The 17,246-nt window shown below is 65.6% G+C and carries 14 protein-coding genes; 7 read left to right on the forward strand and 7 right to left on the reverse strand.

From position 1 onward, the window contains the following. Nucleotide 1: 1 nt before the first annotated feature. Nucleotides 2-1,663, forward strand: coding sequence for an MFS transporter (locus DM995_RS02210; RefSeq protein WP_116968351.1), 1,662 nt, complete (start codon nt 2-4; stop codon nt 1,661-1,663). A 161-nt stretch (nt 1,664-1,824) separates the two neighbouring features. Beyond that, nucleotides 1,825-2,523, forward strand: a complete 699-nt coding sequence (locus DM995_RS02215) for a TetR/AcrR family transcriptional regulator (protein ID WP_198669231.1) — start codon at nt 1,825-1,827, stop codon at nt 2,521-2,523. 21 nt (nt 2,524-2,544) lie between these two features. Here the strand turns inward: DM995_RS02215 and DM995_RS02220 are convergent, their stop codons facing one another. Continuing rightward, nucleotides 2,545-3,585: an alcohol dehydrogenase family protein gene (locus tag DM995_RS02220; RefSeq protein WP_116968352.1), complete on the reverse strand. Its 1,041-nt coding sequence runs from the start codon at nt 3,583-3,585 to the stop codon at nt 2,545-2,547. Between the two features lie 124 nt (nt 3,586-3,709). Between DM995_RS02220 and DM995_RS02225 the strand changes: the two genes are divergently transcribed. The 3 genes from DM995_RS02225 to DM995_RS02235 are packed head-to-tail and all read left to right on the forward strand — an operon-like array spanning nt 3,710 to nt 6,925. Next, nucleotides 3,710-4,984, forward strand: a complete 1,275-nt coding sequence (locus DM995_RS02225; protein ID WP_157973042.1) for an efflux RND transporter periplasmic adaptor subunit — start codon at nt 3,710-3,712, stop codon at nt 4,982-4,984. Beyond that, nucleotides 4,965-5,678: an ABC transporter ATP-binding protein gene (locus DM995_RS02230; RefSeq protein WP_116970287.1), complete on the forward strand. Its 714-nt coding sequence runs from the start codon at nt 4,965-4,967 to the stop codon at nt 5,676-5,678. Before DM995_RS02225 ends, DM995_RS02230 begins: the two co-directional genes overlap by 20 nt. Next, entirely contained in the window at nt 5,675-6,925 is a 1,251-nt protein-coding gene (locus tag DM995_RS02235; protein ID WP_116968354.1) for an ABC transporter permease, read from the forward strand. Before DM995_RS02230 ends, DM995_RS02235 begins: the two co-directional genes overlap by 4 nt. A gap of 30 nt (nt 6,926-6,955) precedes the next feature. On the opposite strand, the gene DM995_RS02240 is transcribed toward DM995_RS02235, so the two are convergent. Beyond that, entirely contained in the window at nt 6,956-7,618 is a 663-nt protein-coding gene (locus DM995_RS02240; RefSeq protein ID WP_031317696.1) for a nitroreductase, read from the reverse strand. A 213-nt stretch (nt 7,619-7,831) separates the two neighbouring features. Between DM995_RS02240 and DM995_RS02245 the strand changes: the two genes are divergently transcribed. Next, nucleotides 7,832-10,120, forward strand: coding sequence for an FdhF/YdeP family oxidoreductase (locus DM995_RS02245; protein ID WP_116968355.1), 2,289 nt, complete (start codon nt 7,832-7,834; stop codon nt 10,118-10,120). Nucleotides 10,121-10,161: 41 nt separating this feature from the next. Here DM995_RS02245 and DM995_RS02250 read toward each other — a convergent pair whose 3' ends face one another. Beyond that, nucleotides 10,162-10,770 carry a retropepsin-like aspartic protease family protein gene (locus DM995_RS02250; protein ID WP_116968356.1) on the reverse strand — a complete coding sequence of 203 codons (609 nt, stop codon included), beginning with the start codon at nt 10,768-10,770 and terminating at the stop codon, nt 10,162-10,164. A gap of 65 nt (nt 10,771-10,835) precedes the next feature. Beyond that, nucleotides 10,836-11,651, reverse strand: a complete 816-nt coding sequence (gene fdhD, locus DM995_RS02255; RefSeq protein WP_353653344.1) for a formate dehydrogenase accessory sulfurtransferase FdhD — start codon at nt 11,649-11,651, stop codon at nt 10,836-10,838. Between the two features lie 299 nt (nt 11,652-11,950). Here fdhD and DM995_RS02260 point away from each other — a divergent pair, with 299 nt between their 5' ends. Next, the gene (locus tag DM995_RS02260; RefSeq protein WP_232823987.1) at nt 11,951-13,771 is read left to right on the forward strand and encodes an autotransporter assembly complex protein TamA; all 1,821 of its coding nucleotides are present in this window, start codon (nt 11,951-11,953) and stop codon (nt 13,769-13,771) included. On the opposite strand, the gene DM995_RS02265 is transcribed toward DM995_RS02260, so the two are convergent. From DM995_RS02265 to DM995_RS02275, 3 genes are read right to left on the reverse strand one after another with little or no spacing between them, the layout of a single operon-like run. Beyond that, nucleotides 13,684-14,376 (reverse strand): TolC family protein, encoded by a 693-nt coding sequence (locus DM995_RS02265; RefSeq protein ID WP_116968358.1) that lies wholly within the window; start codon nt 14,374-14,376, stop codon nt 13,684-13,686. The genes DM995_RS02260 and DM995_RS02265 overlap by 88 nt on opposite strands. Continuing rightward, a complete protein-coding gene (locus tag DM995_RS02270) occupies nt 14,376-15,476 on the reverse strand; it encodes an efflux RND transporter periplasmic adaptor subunit (RefSeq protein ID WP_023836366.1) in 1,101 nt (366 codons plus the stop codon). The genes DM995_RS02265 and DM995_RS02270 overlap by 1 nt, the downstream gene beginning before the upstream one ends. Beyond that, on the reverse strand, nt 15,463-17,187 hold the full coding sequence (locus tag DM995_RS02275) for an ABC transporter transmembrane domain-containing protein (protein ID WP_232823988.1): 1,725 nt from the start codon (nt 17,185-17,187) through the stop codon (nt 15,463-15,465). The genes DM995_RS02270 and DM995_RS02275 overlap by 14 nt, the downstream gene beginning before the upstream one ends. Between the last annotated feature and the right edge of the window lie 59 nt (nt 17,188-17,246).

The raw sequence follows: 17,246 nt of genomic DNA on the forward strand, positions 1-17,246 counted from the left end.
GGTGTACGAGGATGCTTTACCCAAGCATCATCAGGCGACCCAGGGGGAGAAGATGGTCATCGCCGCTTCCTCGCTGGGCACGGTGTTCGAATGGTATGATTTCTACCTGTACGGCCTGCTGGCGACGTACATATCCGCCCAGTTCTTCTCGGGCGTGAACGAGACGACCGGCTTCATCTTCGCGCTTGCCGCCTTTGCCGCGGGCTTTGCGGTGCGCCCCTTCGGCGCGCTCGTCTTCGGGCGGATCGGCGATCTGGTAGGGCGCAAGAACACCTTTCTCGTCACCATGGGCATCATGGGGCTTTCGACCTTCGCGGTTGGGCTTCTGCCCAGCTATGCCTCGATCGGAGTAGCAGCGCCGATCATCCTGATCCTCATGCGCCTTGCCCAAGGCCTTGCGCTGGGCGGCGAATATGGCGGCGCTGCCACCTATGTCGCCGAGCATGCGCCCGAAGGAAAGCGCGGGCTCTATACCAGCTGGATCCAGACCACGGCGACCTTCGGGCTGTTCGCGGCCTTGCTGGTGGTCATCGGCTTCCGCTTCGCGCTGGGCGAAGAGGCCTTTGCCGAATGGGGCTGGCGTCTGCCGTTCCTGATCTCGATCGTGCTGCTCGCGGTGTCGATGTGGATCCGGCTGCAGCTCAACGAGAGCCCGGTCTTCCAGAAGATGAAGGAGGAAGGCACCACCTCGAAGGCGCCGCTGACCGAGGCGTTCGGCCAATGGGGCAATCTGCGCTGGGTGCTGGTCGCGCTGCTGGGCGCGGTCGCGGGCCAGGCGGTGGTCTGGTATGCCGGCCAGTTCTACGCGCTGTTCTTCCTCGAAAAGACGCTCAAGGTCGATGGCGCGACCGCCAACATCCTGATCGCGATCGCGCTCGCGCTGGCCACGCCGTTCTTCGTCTTCTTCGGCTGGCTGTCGGACAAGATCGGCCGCAAGCCGATCATCCTCGGCGGCTGCGCGCTGGCGGCGATGCTCTACTTCCCGCTGTTCGGTGCGCTGACCCAGGCGGCCAACCCCGCGCTCGCCGCCGCCCAGGCTTCGGCCCCGGTGACGATCAGCGCGCACCAGGACGAATGCTCGTTCCAGTTCGACCCTGTCGGCAAGAACAGCTTCGACACCACCAGCTGCGACATCGCCAAGACCTATCTCGCCAAGGCCGGCGTCAGCTATGCCAATGCCGAGGCGGCGGCGGGCACGATCGCGACGGTCAGGGTCGGCGACAAGACATTCACCGCGCCCGATGCCGGCAAGCTTTCGGGCGAGGACAAGAAGGCGGCGATCAAGAGCTTCCAGGACGAGCTGAAGGCCGGACTGGTCGCTGCTGGCTATCCCGAAAAGGCCGATACGGCCAAGATCAACAAGCTTGCAGTGGTGGCCATCCTCTGGGCATTGGCGATGCTGGTGACCATGGTCTACGGACCGATCGCCGCGATGCTGGTCGAGCTGTTTCCCAGCCGCATCCGCTATACCTCGATGTCGCTGCCCTATCATATCGGCAACGGCTGGTTCGGCGGTTTCCTGCCCACCACCGCCTTCGCGATGGTCGCGGCCACCGGCAACATCTACTACGGCCTGTGGTATCCGGTTGTGGTCGCCGCAGCGACGGTGGTCATCGGCCTGATCTTCCTGCCCGAGACCTTCCGCCGCAACATCGACGAATGACAACGCCCTGAAGGGTCGCAATCGAGCAAACCAGCGTGCCAGGTCCGCCCGGCACGCTGGTTCTGCCTTTGCGGAAGGATGATCACCGGGGTTCAGCTTTGCCTTGTGACCCGATCGATCGCTGTTATGACTATGACACCGTTTAACCTGAGGGATGCTGGATGGTCACCCAACGCTCTTCGAACAGGCCGGCTGCGCGGCCTGATCTCGACACCAAGACCCCTCAGCGCCAGCGGGGCAAGGACACGTTCGAGATGATCCTGGCGACGGCGGGCGAGCTACTCGCCGAGGTCGGCTTCGAGAAGCTCACCACCAATCTGGTCTGCGAACGCGCCGGGATGACCCCACCCGCGCTTTATCGCTATTTTCCCAACAAATATGCGCTGCTGACCGAACTCGCCCAGCGGCTGATGGCGGAGCAGGACGCGGTCGTCGACCGCTTCATGCGCATCGAGGCGTACAACTCCCGCACGCTCGAGGATGTCGTGGCGTGGAACATCGCCATGCGCAAGGAACTGATCCGCGTCACCCGCGCCCAGCCGGGCGGGTTGTGGATCCTGCGCGCGATCCGGTCGGTGCCTGTGCTGCAGGAGGTGCGCAACGCCGCGCGCGACAAGGTGCTGACGGTGCAGGTCGGCAATGTCGCGCCGCATTATCCCGACGTTCCGATCGACACGCTGAAGGCGGCCTTGCGCCTCGCCGAACAGACGGCCTTCACCGCGATCGAGATGCTGATCGAGGATCCGCTGCTCGACGAAGACCGGATTGTCGAGGAGGTCTCCTGGATGAGCGCGCTCTACTTCCTCAACCTCGACAAACGACCTCCGCTCAAGCCGCTGGATATCCGGCCGGAGGACTGACGGCGCCGCGCCGCCGGTCGGTCAGTCCGGCACCAGCACCATCTTGAGCGCGCCCGCATCGCGCGAATCGAACAGTCGATACGCGTCCGCGCCTTGGCTCAGCGGCAGCCGGTGACTGATATAGCGCTCGGGCTTGAGCCGACCCGATTGCACCAGCGGGAACAGCACCGGCAGCTCTTCCGGAACCGAACAGGTGCCCGTGCGGAAGGTCAGCCCTGCCACGAAGGCGCGTTCGAGTGGAAAGGCGAAGCGGCGCGACTGCTGGACGCCGATGACCGATACGGTGCCACGCGGGCGCACCAGCCGCAGCGCCAGATCGACCGTTTCGTCGCGACCCACCACCTCGATCGCGCAATCGAGCTTGCGCCCTCGGGTTGCTTCGCGGATCGTCTCTATCGCCGCGTCGGGATGCAGCGCGACCGCGCCCGCCGCCTCGGCGAGTGCGCGACGCTCCGCCACCGGGTCGATCGCATAGACGACCTGCGCGCCCATCACGAAGGCGCTGTCCACCGCCATCAGGCCGATCGGGCCGCAGCCGATCACCGCGACGCTGCTGCCCGGCACGATATCGGCGTTGCGCGCGCCATACCAGGCGGTGGCGAGCGCATCGGTCATCAGCAGCGCCTGTTCGGCGGTGATGCCCTCCGGAATCGGCACTGCATTGGCATCGGCGGCGGGGACGCGCACCGCCTCGGCCTGCGACCCCTGCAGCTGTGCCGAGAGACCGTAGCACGCGGTCATCCCCTGTTCGCACAGGGTGACCACGCCCGACAGACAGGCGCGGCACGATCCGCAGCCGACGGCGGCGGGGATCATCACCTTGTCGCCGACCTTCAGCCGCCGCACATCGCGCCCGGTTTCGACCACCTCGCCGACCGCCTCGTGCCCGACGCAGAAGCCCAGATCCTCGGAAAAGCCATGGCCGTGATAGATGTGGAGGTCGCTTCCGCAGATCGAACAGTCGGTGACCTGGACGATCGCATCGCGGGGTGATTGCGGTACCGGATCGGCGATGCTCTCGTACCGGATATCGCGTTCGCCCTGATAGAGTAGCGCCTTCATCCCTGGTCCCCCCTGTTGCCGAGTCCTTGCTCCGGATATTGCCCGGCCATAGCGCATCCTCTCTGGCCATGCCCAGGACTTGCTCATATATCTCGCGGTACCGGAGCGGATGGGGCCGATTTACATGCTGAGCAAATTGCGTTCATGGATCGGACGGCACAGGATCTGGTCCGTCCTGATCGCGCTCGTCGCGGTCTATGGCATCTACCTCGTCGTCCGCCCGGTAAAGCATGAATACGAGTATCTCGGCGAGACCGTTGCGCGTGGATCGGTGCAGCGCGTGGTATCGGCCAGCGGCAAGGTGCGCGCGCTGAACACCATCAAGGTCGGCACCGAGGTGTCGGGGCAGGTCACCAAGGTCTATGTCGATTTCAACTCGCCGGTGACCAAGGGCCAGGTGCTCGCGGAGATCGACCCGACAAGGGTGCGCGCGCGCGTCCAGCAGATCGAGGCGCAGGTCGCGCTCGCCCGCGCCGGGTTGCAGCAGACAGCGGCCAATGTGGCGCGCGCCCGCGCCGAACTTCAGATTCAGGAGCGCGACTTCGCGCGACAGAAATCGCTGGCCGAGCGCGGCTTCGTGTCCAAGGCCAATCTTGACGCGGCGCAGACCCGGCTCAACAGCGCGCGCAACGCGCTGGAGGTCGCCACCGCGCAGACCGAGAGCGGCGATGCGCAGATCCGCCAGGCCAATGCCGAGCTTTCCTCGGCGCGGCTCGACCTCAACCGCACCGTCATCGTCGCGCCCGCCAGCGGCGTCATCATCGACAAGCTGGTCGAGCCGGGCACCACCGTGGCGGCGAGCTTCCAGACGCCCAATCTGTTCGAGATCGCCGCCGACATCACCAAGATGCAGGTCGAGGCCTCGGTCGACGAGGCCGATATCGGCCAGATCCGCGAAGGCCAGAATGTGACCTTCACGGTCGACAGCTATCCCGATGACGTCTTCCGAGCGCGCGTCCGGCAGATCCGCAAGGCCCCGGTCGAAACGCAGAATGTGGTAAGCTATCTGGTGATCATCGATGTCGACAATCTCGATGGCAAGCTGCTGCCAGGCATGACCGCGAATGTCGAGATCGTCACCGGGTCCAAGACCAATGTGATGCGCGTGCCGACCAGCGCGCTGCGCTTCCGCCCCAAGGCGGCCGATCGCGAACAGCAGGAGGCGCCGCAGCCCGCCGATCCCGAGCGCAGACAGGCGCCGCGGCATTTCGTCTATCTGGCGGGAACGGACCCCTATCGTCCCGTCCGCAAGCCGGTGAGCATCGGCCTGGAAGGCGACGACTACACGGAAGTCCTGTCGGGCATCAAGCCGGGCGACAAGGTGCTGGTCCGTACCCGATCGCTGAAGCCCAAGGCCCCGACCGAGGATGCGGACGACGATGACAGCGCCGCTTCTTGAGACCCGGGATCTCATCAAGAACTATGTGATCGGCGGCGAGATGGTGCATGCCGTCAACGGCGTCTCGCTGCGCATCGACCGCGGCGAGTTCGTCGCGATCATGGGGGCGAGCGGATCGGGCAAGTCGACCTTCATGAACATGATCGGCTGTCTCGACGTGCCGACGTCGGGCACGCTCAAGCTCGACGGCATCGACACGCGCATGCTGAATAGCGACGAGCTCGCCGAGATTCGCAACCGCAAGATCGGCTTTGTGTTCCAGCAGTTCAACCTGCTCGCGCGAACCAGCGCACTCGACAATGTCGCGGTGCCGCTGATCTATGCCGGTGTCGGACCTGTTGAACGCCGCGCGCGCGCGCAGGCGAGGCTCGAGGCGATGGGCCTGGGCAACCGGCTGCTCAACACGCCCGCCAAGCTTTCGGGCGGGCAGCAGCAGCGCGTCGCGATCGCGCGGGCGCTGGTCACCAATCCGCTGATCCTGCTCGCCGACGAGCCGACCGGCGCGCTCGACACGCAGACCTCGCTCGACATCATGGGCATCTTCCAGAAGCTCAATGACGATGGCATCACGCTGGTCGTGGTCACGCACGAACCCGATATCGCCGAATATGCCGCGCGCCGGATCGTGTTCCGCGATGGCAAGGTCATCGAAGACGCAGCGGTGACGTCGCGGCGGCGGGCCGTGTCATCATGACCGAATTGCTCAATAAGCTGGCGGCCTGGGGGGTCAATGTCGCGATCGCCTTCACCGCGCTGCGCACCAACCTCATGCGCTCGATCCTGACCACCCTGGGCGTGATGATCGGGGTGTTTTCCGTGATCCTCGCGGTCGCGGTCGGCAACGGCGCGCAGGTGTCGGTGACCCAGCAGATCGCGACGCTGGGCTCGAACATGGCGATCGTGCTGCCCGAACCCGAGCGCGCCAATGGTCCGCCGCGCCCCGGCGATCGCGGCCGCCTGACCGAGCGCGATGGCGAGGCGATCGCGCGCCAGGTGCCGGGGGTCGTCGCGGTCGCCCCGCAGATCCGCACCAGCGTGCAGCTGGTGACCGGCGGACGCAGCGCCTCGACCCAGGCGATCGGTTCGACCGAATCCTTTGCCAGCATATCGAATCTCGGCACCGCCGACGGCCGTTTCCTGACCAGAAGCGATATCGGCTCTGCGGCCCGCGTCGTGGTGATCGGTCAGACCGTGGCGGACAAGCTGTTCATCGACGTCAACCCGATCGGCGAGAAGGTGCGGATCAACCGCGTGCCGTTTACCGTCATCGGCCTGCTCGAGAGCAAGGGCAGCAACCTGGGCAACGACAATGACGACCAGATCATCGTGCCGATCACCACGTTGCGCCAGCGCCTGTCCACCACCACCGCGCAGGGGCCGGACGATGTCACGCTGCTGTTCGTCGGTTTCGAGGACGAGGACACGCTGGTGGCGGGGGACCGGGAGATCAAGAATCTGCTGCGCGCGCGCTACCGCGTCTCCAAGGGCAAGATCACCCCGTTCACCGTGCGCACCACCAAGGAAATCGCCGAAACCTCGGGTCAGGTGACGCAGATCTTCCAGGCGGTGCTGGTCGCGATCGCGTCGATCTCGCTGCTCGTCGGCGGCATCGGCATCATGAACATCATGCTGGTCAGCGTCACCGAACGCACGCGCGAGATCGGGCTGCGCATGGCGCTAGGCGCCAAGCGCAGCGATATCCGCAACCAGTTCCTGGTCGAGGCGGCGGTGCTGTGCATCATCGGCGGCGGCATCGGCCTCCTGCTGGCGATGGTCGCGGCGGCGATCTTCCAGCAAGTGGCGGATTTCCCCGCGCCGATCGGGCTCGACACCGCGCTGCTGGCGATCGCCTTTTCGGGCATCATCGGGCTGGTGTTCGGCGGCTATCCCGCGATCCGTGCGTCGCGCCTTTCGCCGATCGAGGCGCTGCGCAGCGAATAGCCGGCAGCGCCTCGGCGAGGCACGCCGGTATCAGTCGAAGCCGAGAAAGGTGACCTGTTCGTCGAGCGGCACGCGCTCGCGCTCGAAATTGTTGACCGGCGCCTCCTCGTCGCGCCAGCCGATGCCCAGGCCGCAGAACAGCAGGATGTCGTCGCCCATCCCCAGATGGTCTTTGATCGTGCGGCCGAACACGCCCATATATTCCTGCGGGCAGCTGTCCAGGCCCTCGCCGCGCAGCAGCAGCATGATCGTCTGCAGCCACATGCCGCAATCAGACCATTGCGGCTCCTTCATCAGCTTGGGGAAATGGCAAAGCAGCAGCACCGGCGCGCCGAACGAGACCATGTTCATCTTGACGAAATCGCCGCGCTGTTCCGAATTGTCGCGCGCCACCGCCATCGCGCCGTACATCGCCTTGCCCAGGTTCGAGAGGCGCTCCTGATATTTGGGCACCTGGCCGGGCGCGGCAAAATCATATTCCTGCGGATCGTCGGGCTGGCTGGCGAGCAGCCGCTGCTGCAGCGCGGCGAGCGGCGCGCCGGTCAGCACCGTCGCCTCCCAGGGCTGATAATTGCAGCCTGACGGGGTCATCCGCGCCTGATCCAGCACACGCCGCACCGTTTCGAGCGGCACCGGCGTGTCCTTGAACGCCCGGATCGATCGGCGCGTGGCGACAGCTTCGGCTACATTCATCAAATTTCCCTCCCGGTTGAAAAACATGCCCGGCCATCCCCCGGGCGCGCGCCTGACTTGCCAGAGCGCGGCATCGGCTGCAATCGATCAGGGCCATGGCGACCGAGCCCGTTCGCCCGCCCGTATCGCCCCGATGCGCCCGATCAAGGCACCCGAGGGAACCGAAGTGCCGCGCCATCCTTATCCTGCAAGGACCCAGCAGCAGGAGCTCCGATGGCCGACGACCGCACCGCCCCGACGAACGATGACGTGACCGGCTATTCGGGGCCGGCGGGCGGCTGGGGATCTCTGCGCGGGATCGCCGAGACACTCGCGCGCGAAATGTCCTCGCCGGGCGCCCTGGCTACCCTGCGGACGCAGAACAAGACCGGCGGGTTCATGTGCACGAGTTGCGCCTGGGGCAAGCCAAGGCATCCGCACGCCTTCGAATTCTGCGAAAACGGGGCCAAGGCCACCTTGTGGGAGCTGACCACGCATCGCTGCACGCCCGATTTCTTCGCCAGGCACAGCGTTACCGAGTTGCGGAGCTGGACCGACCACGACCTCGAGAGCGTTGGACGGCTCACCCATCCGCTGCGCTATGACCCGGCGACCGATCATTATGTGGCGCGCAGCTGGGATGACGCCTTTGCCGAAATCGGCGCGCAGCTGCGATCAATCGATCCGAAAACGGCGGTCTTCTATGCCTCGGGCCGCGCCAGCCTGGAGACATCCTATCTCTATGCGCTGTTTGCACGGCTATATGGGCATAACAACCTGCCCGACAGCTCGAACATGTGCCACGAAACCACATCGGTGACGCTCAAGCAGTTGATCGGATCGCCTGTCGGCACGTGCACGCTCGACGATTTCGAGCATTGCGACGCGATGTTCTTCTTCGGCCAGAACACCGGAACCAACAGTCCGCGCTTTCTCCACCCGTTGCAAAAGGCGGTCGAGCGTGGGTGCAGGATCATCACGTTCAATCCGATCCGCGAAAAGGGCCTGCTCAGCTTCACCAACCCGCAGCGGCCAGGGCAGATGCTGATGGGCGGCGATACCGAACTGAGCTGCCAGTATCTCCAGGTGCGCGCCGGCGGCGACATCGCGGCGATCATGGGGCTGTGCAAATATGTGCTCGACCAGGACGATCAGCGCGGCGGGACGCTGATCGACCGGGCGTTCATCGCCGAGCATTGCACCGGCTTCGACGCGTTCCGCGACAAGGCCCATGCGACCTCCTGGGGCGATATCGAGCGCGAATCCGGGCTCAGCCGCGGCGATCTGGAAGAGGCAGGCAGGGTCTATATCGAATCCGAGCGCGTCATCGGCGTGTATGGCATGGGGCTGACCCAGCATGTCCACGGCTTCGAGAACATCGCGATGCTGGTCAACCTGCTGCTGATGCGCGGAAATATCGGCCGACCCGGGGCGGGGATCTGTCCCGTGCGGGGCCATTCGAACGTGCAGGGGCAGCGCACCGTGGGCATTTCGGAAAAGCCCGAACTCGTCCCGCTCGACAGGCTGGCAGACATGTTCGACTTCGATCCGCCGCGCGATACCGGCATGACCACGGTCGAAGTGTGCGAGGCGGTGCTCGATGGCAGCGCGCGAGCCTTTATCGGCCTGGGCGGCAATTTCCTGCGCGCCGTCCCTGATCAGGCGCGGGTCGAGTGCGAATGGGAAAAGCTCGATCTGACCGTGCAGATCGCGACCAAGCTCAACCGGAGCCATCTGTTCAACGGTCGCACCGCGTTTCTGCTGCCCTGTCTGGGCCGCAGCGAAGAGGACATGCAGGACAGCGGGCCGCAGACCGTCACCATCGAGGACAGCTTCAGCCATATCCATGGTTCGCTCGGTCATCGCACGCCCGCGAGCCCGTATCTCAAATCCGAGCTCGCGATCGTCGCGGGCATCGCCCAGCAGGCGCTGCCGCCAAACCCCAAGGTGCGGTGGGACGAATGGACCGCCGACTATGGCCTGGTGCGCGATCTGATTGCCCAGACCTATCCCAACGAATTTCACGACATGAATGCCCGCGTGTTCGAGCCGGGCGGCTTCTATCGCGGCAACAGCGCGCGCGAGCGGGTTTGGAAGACCGAAAGCGGCAAAGCGCAATTCACCGCGCCGCAGATGCTCGCGGCCACCGACATTCCCGACGACCATGGCCGCTACCGGCTGGTGACGCTGCGCTCCAACGACCAGTTCAACACCACGATCTATGGCTATAGCGACCGGTTGCGTGGCATCGAAGGCAAGCGCGACGTGGTCCTCATGTGCCCGGCAGACATCGCCGCCGCCGGCCTCGAAAATGGGCAGCGCATTGCGCTGGTGGGCGATGCTGACGACGGCCATGACCGCAGAATTGGCGGGCTGGAAATCATCGCTTTCGATCTGCCGGAAGGGACGATCGTCGGCTATTATCCCGAGCTCAACCCGCTCATCGCACTCTCGCATCACGACCAGGCGTCGAAAACTCCCGCCAGCAAGGCGGTTCCGGTGCGCATCGTCGCGGAGCGCTGACTCGGGGCGGGCCGGGTGACGTTACGCCGGACCGAGGCGCATCATTCCCGGGCCGGCACGAGGATCAGGGTGTCCCCCTCGACGCGCCAGGAGGCGAGCTGCGACAGAAAGTTCATCCCGATCACATTGGTGTCGCCAAAGGCTGGCGATATCACCACCTTGAGGTTGCGGGCCTCGATCCCGTCGATCTGCATCCGCTCGACGGTGCCGGTGTCGGCGCGAACGACGCCATTGGCCGTCCGCAGCATCACCGGCGCGATCGTCAGCTCTCTGCCCACCGCAGCCCGGCGCGCGGCATCCGCCGAAAGCGCGGTGATCGTCGCGCCGCTGTCGATCATCATGCGCTGTTCGGTGCCGTTGATCGTCGCGCGCGCCCAGAAATGCCCGTCCGATGCCATCCGGATGCGCACCTCGTCGCCCGCGACCTCCTGCGCGTTCAGCCCCAGCCGGTCGGTCCAGCGCGACAGCATGGGATCATAAGGCGCCTGCTGCAGCAGCACGAACACCATCAGCGCCAGGATCGCGAACGAGAACAGGCTGCGGAAGATGCGGCCGACAAAGGGCAGGTTGAACAGCACGACCAGGGCCAGCGCTGCGCCCACCGCGTAGAGCGCAAGCTGCTGCCATTCGGGAATGGTGGAAATGGACATATCACCGTCCTACCCCCGGCCGCGCAATTCGATCCCCCTTGCCGGCGGTCCAGAGCCGATCCGGGTCAGTCCACCTGCCGATAGGGGTCATGCGCCAGCAGCAGCGTATCGTGCCGCGCCAGCACGGCGAGCGTCAGGCCGGCTTCGCGCGCGCGGTCGATCGCAAGGCTGGTCGGCGCACTGATCGTCACCAGCATCGGAAAGCCCGCGCGGACGCATTTCTCGACCAGTTCCTGGCTGCACCGGGCAGACAGCAGGACGAACCCGGTCGCGGGCAAGCGTCCCGTGCGGGCGAGCGCGCCAATCAGCTTGTCGAGCGCATTGTGGCGCCCGACATCCTCGCGCGCTGCCAGAATTTCGCCACTGGGCGAGCAAAAGGCAGCGGCATGCGTGGCACCCGTGGCCTGGCCGAGCAGCTGATGATCGCCCAGCGCTGCGAGCGCTCTCGCAATTGCGGCGCGGGTGACCTCGATCCGCGCGGTGACCCCCGGCAGCGGCGCCAGCGCCGCCGCGATGCTGTCGATCCCGCAGATGCCGCACCCGCTCTCCGATACCCGGCTGCGCGCGCGGTCCAGGATCCGCGGCAGCGACCGCGGCGGCAGATTGAGCCGCGCGATCCATCCGTCTTCGACCGGCACGATCTGCGGCTCGGACAGCTCGTGCGCCTCGGCCAGTCCTTCGCTCAGCGTGAAGCCGGTGACGAAGTCTTCCAGATCGGTCGGCGTTCCCATCATCACCGCATAGCCGATGCCGTTATATTCGACCGCGATCGGCGCTTCGACCGGCACCTCGCGATCGATCGCATCGCCGGGGGTCTCGTCATAGCCGAGCCGGATCAGATCGATGGTGCGCATGCCCTGACAGGCGATCGTTGTCCTCATGCAGGCGCCCCTTCAGTGTGGATGTCGTGCCGCCAGCGCTTTGCCTCTGGCTGATCGCAATACCGCCGAACGTGCGTTGCGATCCCGCAAGGTTGTGGCTGCCGCGTGGTTGCGGCAGCCGTCCCGGTGCCGACCCCGCAAGCGCGTCATCCTAACCCATGTGCGTGAACCAATTGCCGCGATGGCGCGTAGTGCCACGGGGGACGGTCAGCCAGGCGCCCTGGAAATCAGGATTCTCGATGTTCTTGCGCCTTAGCTCGGTCTGTTGCGTTGTTCTGCCCGCCTTATGTGCCTGTCCCGTGGCCCAGGCCGTCCAGGCCCAGGCACAACCCGATCCCGCGCAGCAGGACACCAACGCCGCCGAGCCACCGATCATCGACGACGAGGAGTTCGATGCCACCATCCCTCCGATCGACCCCGACGCACCCTTGGGAACGGTCGAAGACTGGGATGCCGAGCAGGCACAGCTGGAAGCGCAGGCGCAGGCGGCAGGCGAACCGTCGTCCGCTACCGAACCGATGCTGCCGCGTCTGCCCGACGAGCCCGAGTTCAATGCCCCGCTGGGACCGATCGAAAGCTTCGATGTCGAGCCGTTCGACGAAAGCCGCTATACCGAAGCCGACGACAGCGTCGCACGGTCCGTTCGTTACAGCTATCGGATCGAAGGGCTGGATTCGCTTCAGGAGGCAGCCGAGAATACCGAACCCAGGCCCGATGGCGCCCGGTCGATCCGTGCGCGATTCGAGGAACTTTCCGCGCTCGACGACGGCGACGGCAAGGCAAGCAACGGCGCGATGGTCTCCGCGCGGATGCTCGAGGACCAGCAGCTTCTCGCCGACCTGCTGATCGGCGAGTGCTTCTACGATGCCACGGTCAACGGCGCGATCGAATTCCCCGAAAACGGCACCGGACCGCTTGTCGTCGTGCTCACCGCGTCGCCGGGACCCTGCTACCGCTTCGGATCGATCACCTTCAACGCACCGCCGGTCGAGCCCGCCGATCTGATTTCGCGCAATTTCGTGCCAACGCTCGGCCAGCCGATCGATGCCGAGCGGGTGCTCGCGGCCGAAGCCAACATCGCCGTGGCGTTGCCTCAGGCCGGTTATCCCTTCGCGCAGGTCGGCCAGCGCGACGTGCTGCTCGATCCCGAAACCGAGACCGGCGATTACACGCTTCCCGTGACGCCGGGGCCGCGCAGCAGCTTCGGCGACATTCTCACGCGCGGGTCGACCGTGTTCGATGCGGATCACATCTCCAAATTGGCGCGGTTCGAAAAGGGCGACCTCTACGACAGCCGGCTGGTCGACGATCTGCGCAAGGCGCTGGTCGCGACCGGACTCTACTCGACCGTGGCGGTGCAGCCGCAGCAAACCGGCGTCGAGGCGCCCGGCGGCACGCAATATGCCGATCTCGCGGTGGATCAGGAGGCAGGCCCGGCGCGAACGCTGGCGGCCAATGCCGGTTACGGCACCGGCCAGGGCATCCGCGCGCAGGGCAGCTGGACGCATCGCAACCTGTTCCCGCCCGAAGGCTCGCTGATCGTCAGCGCCACCGGGGGCACGCAGGAACAGGGGGCGTCGGTCACCTTCCGCCGGTCGAACGCGGGTCGCCGCGACCGCGCGGTCGAATTGAGCCTGTCGGCGCTACGCAGCGACTTTGCCGCCTATGAAGCCTTTACCGGGCGCCTGGCTGGCCGCGTCTCCTATTACAGCACGCCGATCTGGCAGAAGCCGATCACCTACAGCTATGGCTTCGAGCTGCTCGGCACCAACGAGCAGGATTTCAATTTCACCACCGGCCAGCGCGACCGCCGGACCTATTATGTCGCGGCGCTGCCCGGCCAGATCACCTGGGATCGCTCGAACGACCTGCTCGACCCGACCAGCGGCTTTCGTCTGTCGGCCCAGATTTCGCCCGAGGCGTCGCTCGGTAGCGGGACGCAATTCTACGGACGCGGGCTGTTCGAGGCGACCGGCTATTATCCGGTCGGCGACAATATCGTCATCGCCGGGCGGGCGCGCGTGGGCTCGATCTATGGCGCGGACGCCCGCGCGCCCAGTTGCACTTGGCGGCGGATGCCCTCCTGCCGGTCCTGGGCCAGGCCGACCAGCGCGCGATAGACGCGCACCTGCTGGCCCGCCGCTACCCACTGGCCATAGGCCTGGATCGCGCGCTGTTGCACGCCGATCGCGATGAGCAGCGCGTCGAGCCCGGCAATGTCGCGCTCGATCAGCGCGTTGCGCTGGCCGAAGCGGCGGTCGTCGATATAGCGGTCGCGCAGCAGCGCGAAAACGCCGCGCACCTTGAGCTCGCCCAGCCGGTCGGTGAAGCTGTAATCCTCATAGACCGGAAAGTCGCCGCGTGAGACGCGATAGCTGGCTTCGAGCTGGCCGCCATTGTTGGTGAGCGGCTGGATCGCCTTGCCCTGGACATAGGTGCCATCGTAAAAACCTGCGATCCGCGAAAAGCCTTCGCCGCTGAACAGCAGGTCGAACGCGCCCTCGCTGGCCAGGACCCGGCCATCGGCTGCGCGGGTATTGGCCAGCGCCTCGAGAATGGCTGGGGCAAAGCGTCGCGACGAAGCCAGCACCTCGGACAGCTGCAGCCCTTGGGAGGACGGCACCTGATCGGGCGCGCTGACCGGTGCAGGAAGCGGCTGCGCTCCGACCGGAACCGCGAGCAAGGCGGCCGCTACCAGCCCGGGGTACATCAAGGCCTTGCGCATCACTTCTTCCCCGACGAGCTGCTCGATGACGAGGAAGAGGATGACGGCGAAGCCTTGCCCCCGGTCTGGGTCATGCCGCTGCTGCCCTGTTCGGTGAGCGCCGGATTCTGCAGCGGGAAGTCGTTGAGCTGGCGCCACAGTTCGAAGCCGACCGAGACCTGCTCCATCGCTACCCAGCCGCGCACATTCGCGCCCAGGCGCACATAGGGCTCGCCGGGCCAGCGGGCCTTGCCCGGGGCTTCGCGCACGAGCACGCGGAACAGACCATTTTGCGACGCGGCCAGGTCCACCTGCTGCACTTCGCCATCAAACAGGCCGCGCGCGACCGAGGGCCAGCCCGAAAACTGGATCGCGGGCCAGCCTTCGAACTCGAGCCGCACCTGCTGGCCCTTGCGGATCAGCGGCGCATCGCGGCCATCGACATAGATTTCGACCACGCGCTTGGCCTTGGTCGGGGCGAAGGTCGCAAGCACCTCGCCCTGCGAGACCATGGTGGCGCGGTCGCCACCGCTGATCCGCTGGATGACGCCGTCGCGCGGGGCGCGGACGAGCTGAAGCGACTGCCGGGCGAGGTTGATGTCGATCTGCGTGATCGCGGCGCGCGCTTCGGCGACCTTGGCCTCCATCTCGGCGACCTTGATGCGTGCGAGTTCGTTCTCGCGCCGCGAGGCGAGGCCCTCGGCGAACAATGTGCCGGTTCGGCCGACATCGTTCCGGGCCGTGCTGAGCGCGCTGGCCGCTGCCGCGGCCTTGGCTTCGGCGAGGCTGCGCTCGACGCGCAGGCGTTCGAGCAGCATCGGGTCGTTATCGGAAATCTGGACGATCGGATCGCCTTCCTTGACGATCGCGCCGTCCTCGACATACCAGCGCTCGATCCGGCCAGAGACGAGCGCGGTCACGTTCTGCACCCGGTCCTGGGGATTGAGCGCGATGACCTGTCCCGCCCCATAGGCGGTCTGGATCCACGGCACGTAGATCATGAACAGGATCGCCGCCGCGAGAGCCAGCACCACCATCAGCGCCATCGCGCGGAGCGGGCGAGGGGTGCGCTGGGCCGCCAGCGTGCGGAAGCGGACCAGGGCGCGATCACGCGTTGCCATGGGCTGCCTCCTCTGCCTTGCTGTCGACGATCGCCAGGAATTCCGCAGGATCGTCGATGATCCTCTGCCCATCATCGCCAAGCCACAGATAGCGGCAGTCCTCGGCGCCGGAGGGGCGATAGCTGAACTGGATCACGGTCGAACCTTCGGCGCGCATGACCTTGCGGACATCGGCGAGAATCGCGGGATCGATCATGTCGAAAAGGCCGGTGAGGATCAGAAGACGCGGGCATTTGAGCATCGCGCCGGCGAGCTTGAGCCGCAGCGCCTCGGCATAGGATAGCGGCCATCCGCTGGTCGAGAGCTGCGTGTCCAGCCCATCGGGCAACCGCATCACCCGATCCTCCAGCCGGACCAGCGCCAGCGCCTTGAGAACATCGCCCGAGGTCGTTTCCGGACCGGCAAGGCGCAGATAATCGCGGATGCTTGCCTGGACGATCGTCGGACGGTCGAGCACGATGATCTCACTGCGCAGACGGAACATGTCGACCATCGCAATATCCTGTCCGCCGAGGGTGACCACGCCGGTCTCGGGCGTCAGATAGCGCTTCATCGCATGGGTGAACAGCCGCTGGATGCCGTGATTCTGGGCCTGGGCAATCAGCTGGGTGCCGGCAGGGATCGAGATGTCGAGCGTGATTCCGGGGGCGGTGGCGCTGTGCGTCACCCGGCGGAGCACCAGATCGCTGCCGTTGATCGCATCCTGGCCCTCGCGGATCTCTTCCTCCTGCTCGATCTGATAGATCAGGCCGATCTCCTCGGCCGCAGCGATCAGGTCGTAGGTCGTGTCGAGATACGCGCCTATCTGGCCCAGCCCGAAAAACGCGGCCGAGAGGATGAGTTCGGCCGCGACAAGCTGGCCGATCGAGAGTTCGCCCTGGATCACCAGCCAGCCGCCCAGCGCGAGCAGACCCGAGCTGGCCAGTGCATAGAGCAGCAGGAAGGCGACGGTCTGCGACATGGTGTAGCGGAAATGCTTGGCCTTGGCCGCGACATAGGTCGCGGTGACCGCCTCCGATCCATCGAGCGCATAATCGACATGACGGCCCGATTTGTAGAAGCCGTTCGATGCGCCGACATTCTCCAGCCAGCGCGCCGCGTCATATTTCGCATGGCTGAGCGCAATGCCCGATCGGATCGCGCCGCGGGTCCAGACGAGCAGGATCAGCACGGCCAGACCGATGACGATCAGGTTGAAGGCCAGGAAGAATGGGTGATAGAAAGCGGTGACGGCAAAGCCGACCACCGATTGCAGGATGATCGTGAACCCGCCGATCAGCAGGCTCGGCACCGCCTTCTGTACCGTGTTGACGTCGAAATAGCGGTTGAACAGGTCCTGGCGCTTGCTGTCCTCGAAAAACGGATTGCGCGCATGGATCGAGCGGATGGTGATTTCGGCGACCTGGCGGGAATAGAAGCGGCGCGCGAACAGTTCCATCGTGTAGATGCGCAGGGCAGAGAGCATCACGGCAATCAGCAGCAGGCCCAGCAGCGTGCCCGCCAATGTCACCAGCGGCGTGACCAGGGCAGTGTTGGCCACCGAATTGATCAGCATCTGCACCGAAATCGGCGTCGCCAGCGACAATACCGAGATCGCCACGCCATAGATCAGGGCCAGCGCCAGGAAACTGCGTTCGCCCTTCAAGAGGCCGAACATCCAGCGGATAGCCTCGCGTGCGCCCATGATATGATGTTCGGAAGATGATGCCATTTTTGCCTGCCCGTTAGTCCAAGGTCGCCAGCGCACGAAATAGGCGACCCCGCCGATAA

It is taken from the genome of Blastomonas sp. UPD001 (assembly GCF_003426715.1).
Taxonomy (GTDB): Bacteria; Pseudomonadota; Alphaproteobacteria; order Sphingomonadales; family Sphingomonadaceae; genus Blastomonas.

Excerpts from the sequence above, each read along its gene's own strand:
- DM995_RS02215 (WP_198669231.1), top strand. The coding sequence starts at position 1,825 with ATGGTCACCCAACGCTCTTCGAACAGGCCGGCTGCGCGGCCTGATCTC.
- DM995_RS02220 (WP_116968352.1), bottom strand. The coding sequence starts at position 3,585 with ATGAAGGCGCTACTCTATCAGGGCGAACGCGATATCCGGTACGAGAGC.
- DM995_RS02225 (WP_157973042.1), top strand. The coding sequence starts at position 3,710 with ATGCTGAGCAAATTGCGTTCATGGATCGGACGGCACAGGATCTGGTCC.
- DM995_RS02230 (WP_116970287.1), top strand. The coding sequence starts at position 4,965 with ATGACAGCGCCGCTTCTTGAGACCCGGGATCTCATCAAGAACTATGTG.
- DM995_RS02235 (WP_116968354.1), top strand. The coding sequence starts at position 5,675 with ATGACCGAATTGCTCAATAAGCTGGCGGCCTGGGGGGTCAATGTCGCG.
- DM995_RS02240 (WP_031317696.1), bottom strand. The coding sequence starts at position 7,618 with ATGAATGTAGCCGAAGCTGTCGCCACGCGCCGATCGATCCGGGCGTTC.
- DM995_RS02245 (WP_116968355.1), top strand. The coding sequence starts at position 7,832 with ATGGCCGACGACCGCACCGCCCCGACGAACGATGACGTGACCGGCTAT.
- DM995_RS02250 (WP_116968356.1), bottom strand. The coding sequence starts at position 10,770 with ATGTCCATTTCCACCATTCCCGAATGGCAGCAGCTTGCGCTCTACGCG.
- fdhD (WP_353653344.1), bottom strand. The coding sequence starts at position 11,651 with ATGAGGACAACGATCGCCTGTCAGGGCATGCGCACCATCGATCTGATC.
- DM995_RS02265 (WP_116968358.1), bottom strand. The coding sequence starts at position 14,376 with ATGCGCAAGGCCTTGATGTACCCCGGGCTGGTAGCGGCCGCCTTGCTC.
- DM995_RS02270 (WP_023836366.1), bottom strand. The coding sequence starts at position 15,476 with ATGGCAACGCGTGATCGCGCCCTGGTCCGCTTCCGCACGCTGGCGGCC.
- DM995_RS02275 (WP_232823988.1), bottom strand. The coding sequence starts at position 17,187 with ATGGCATCATCTTCCGAACATCATATCATGGGCGCACGCGAGGCTATC.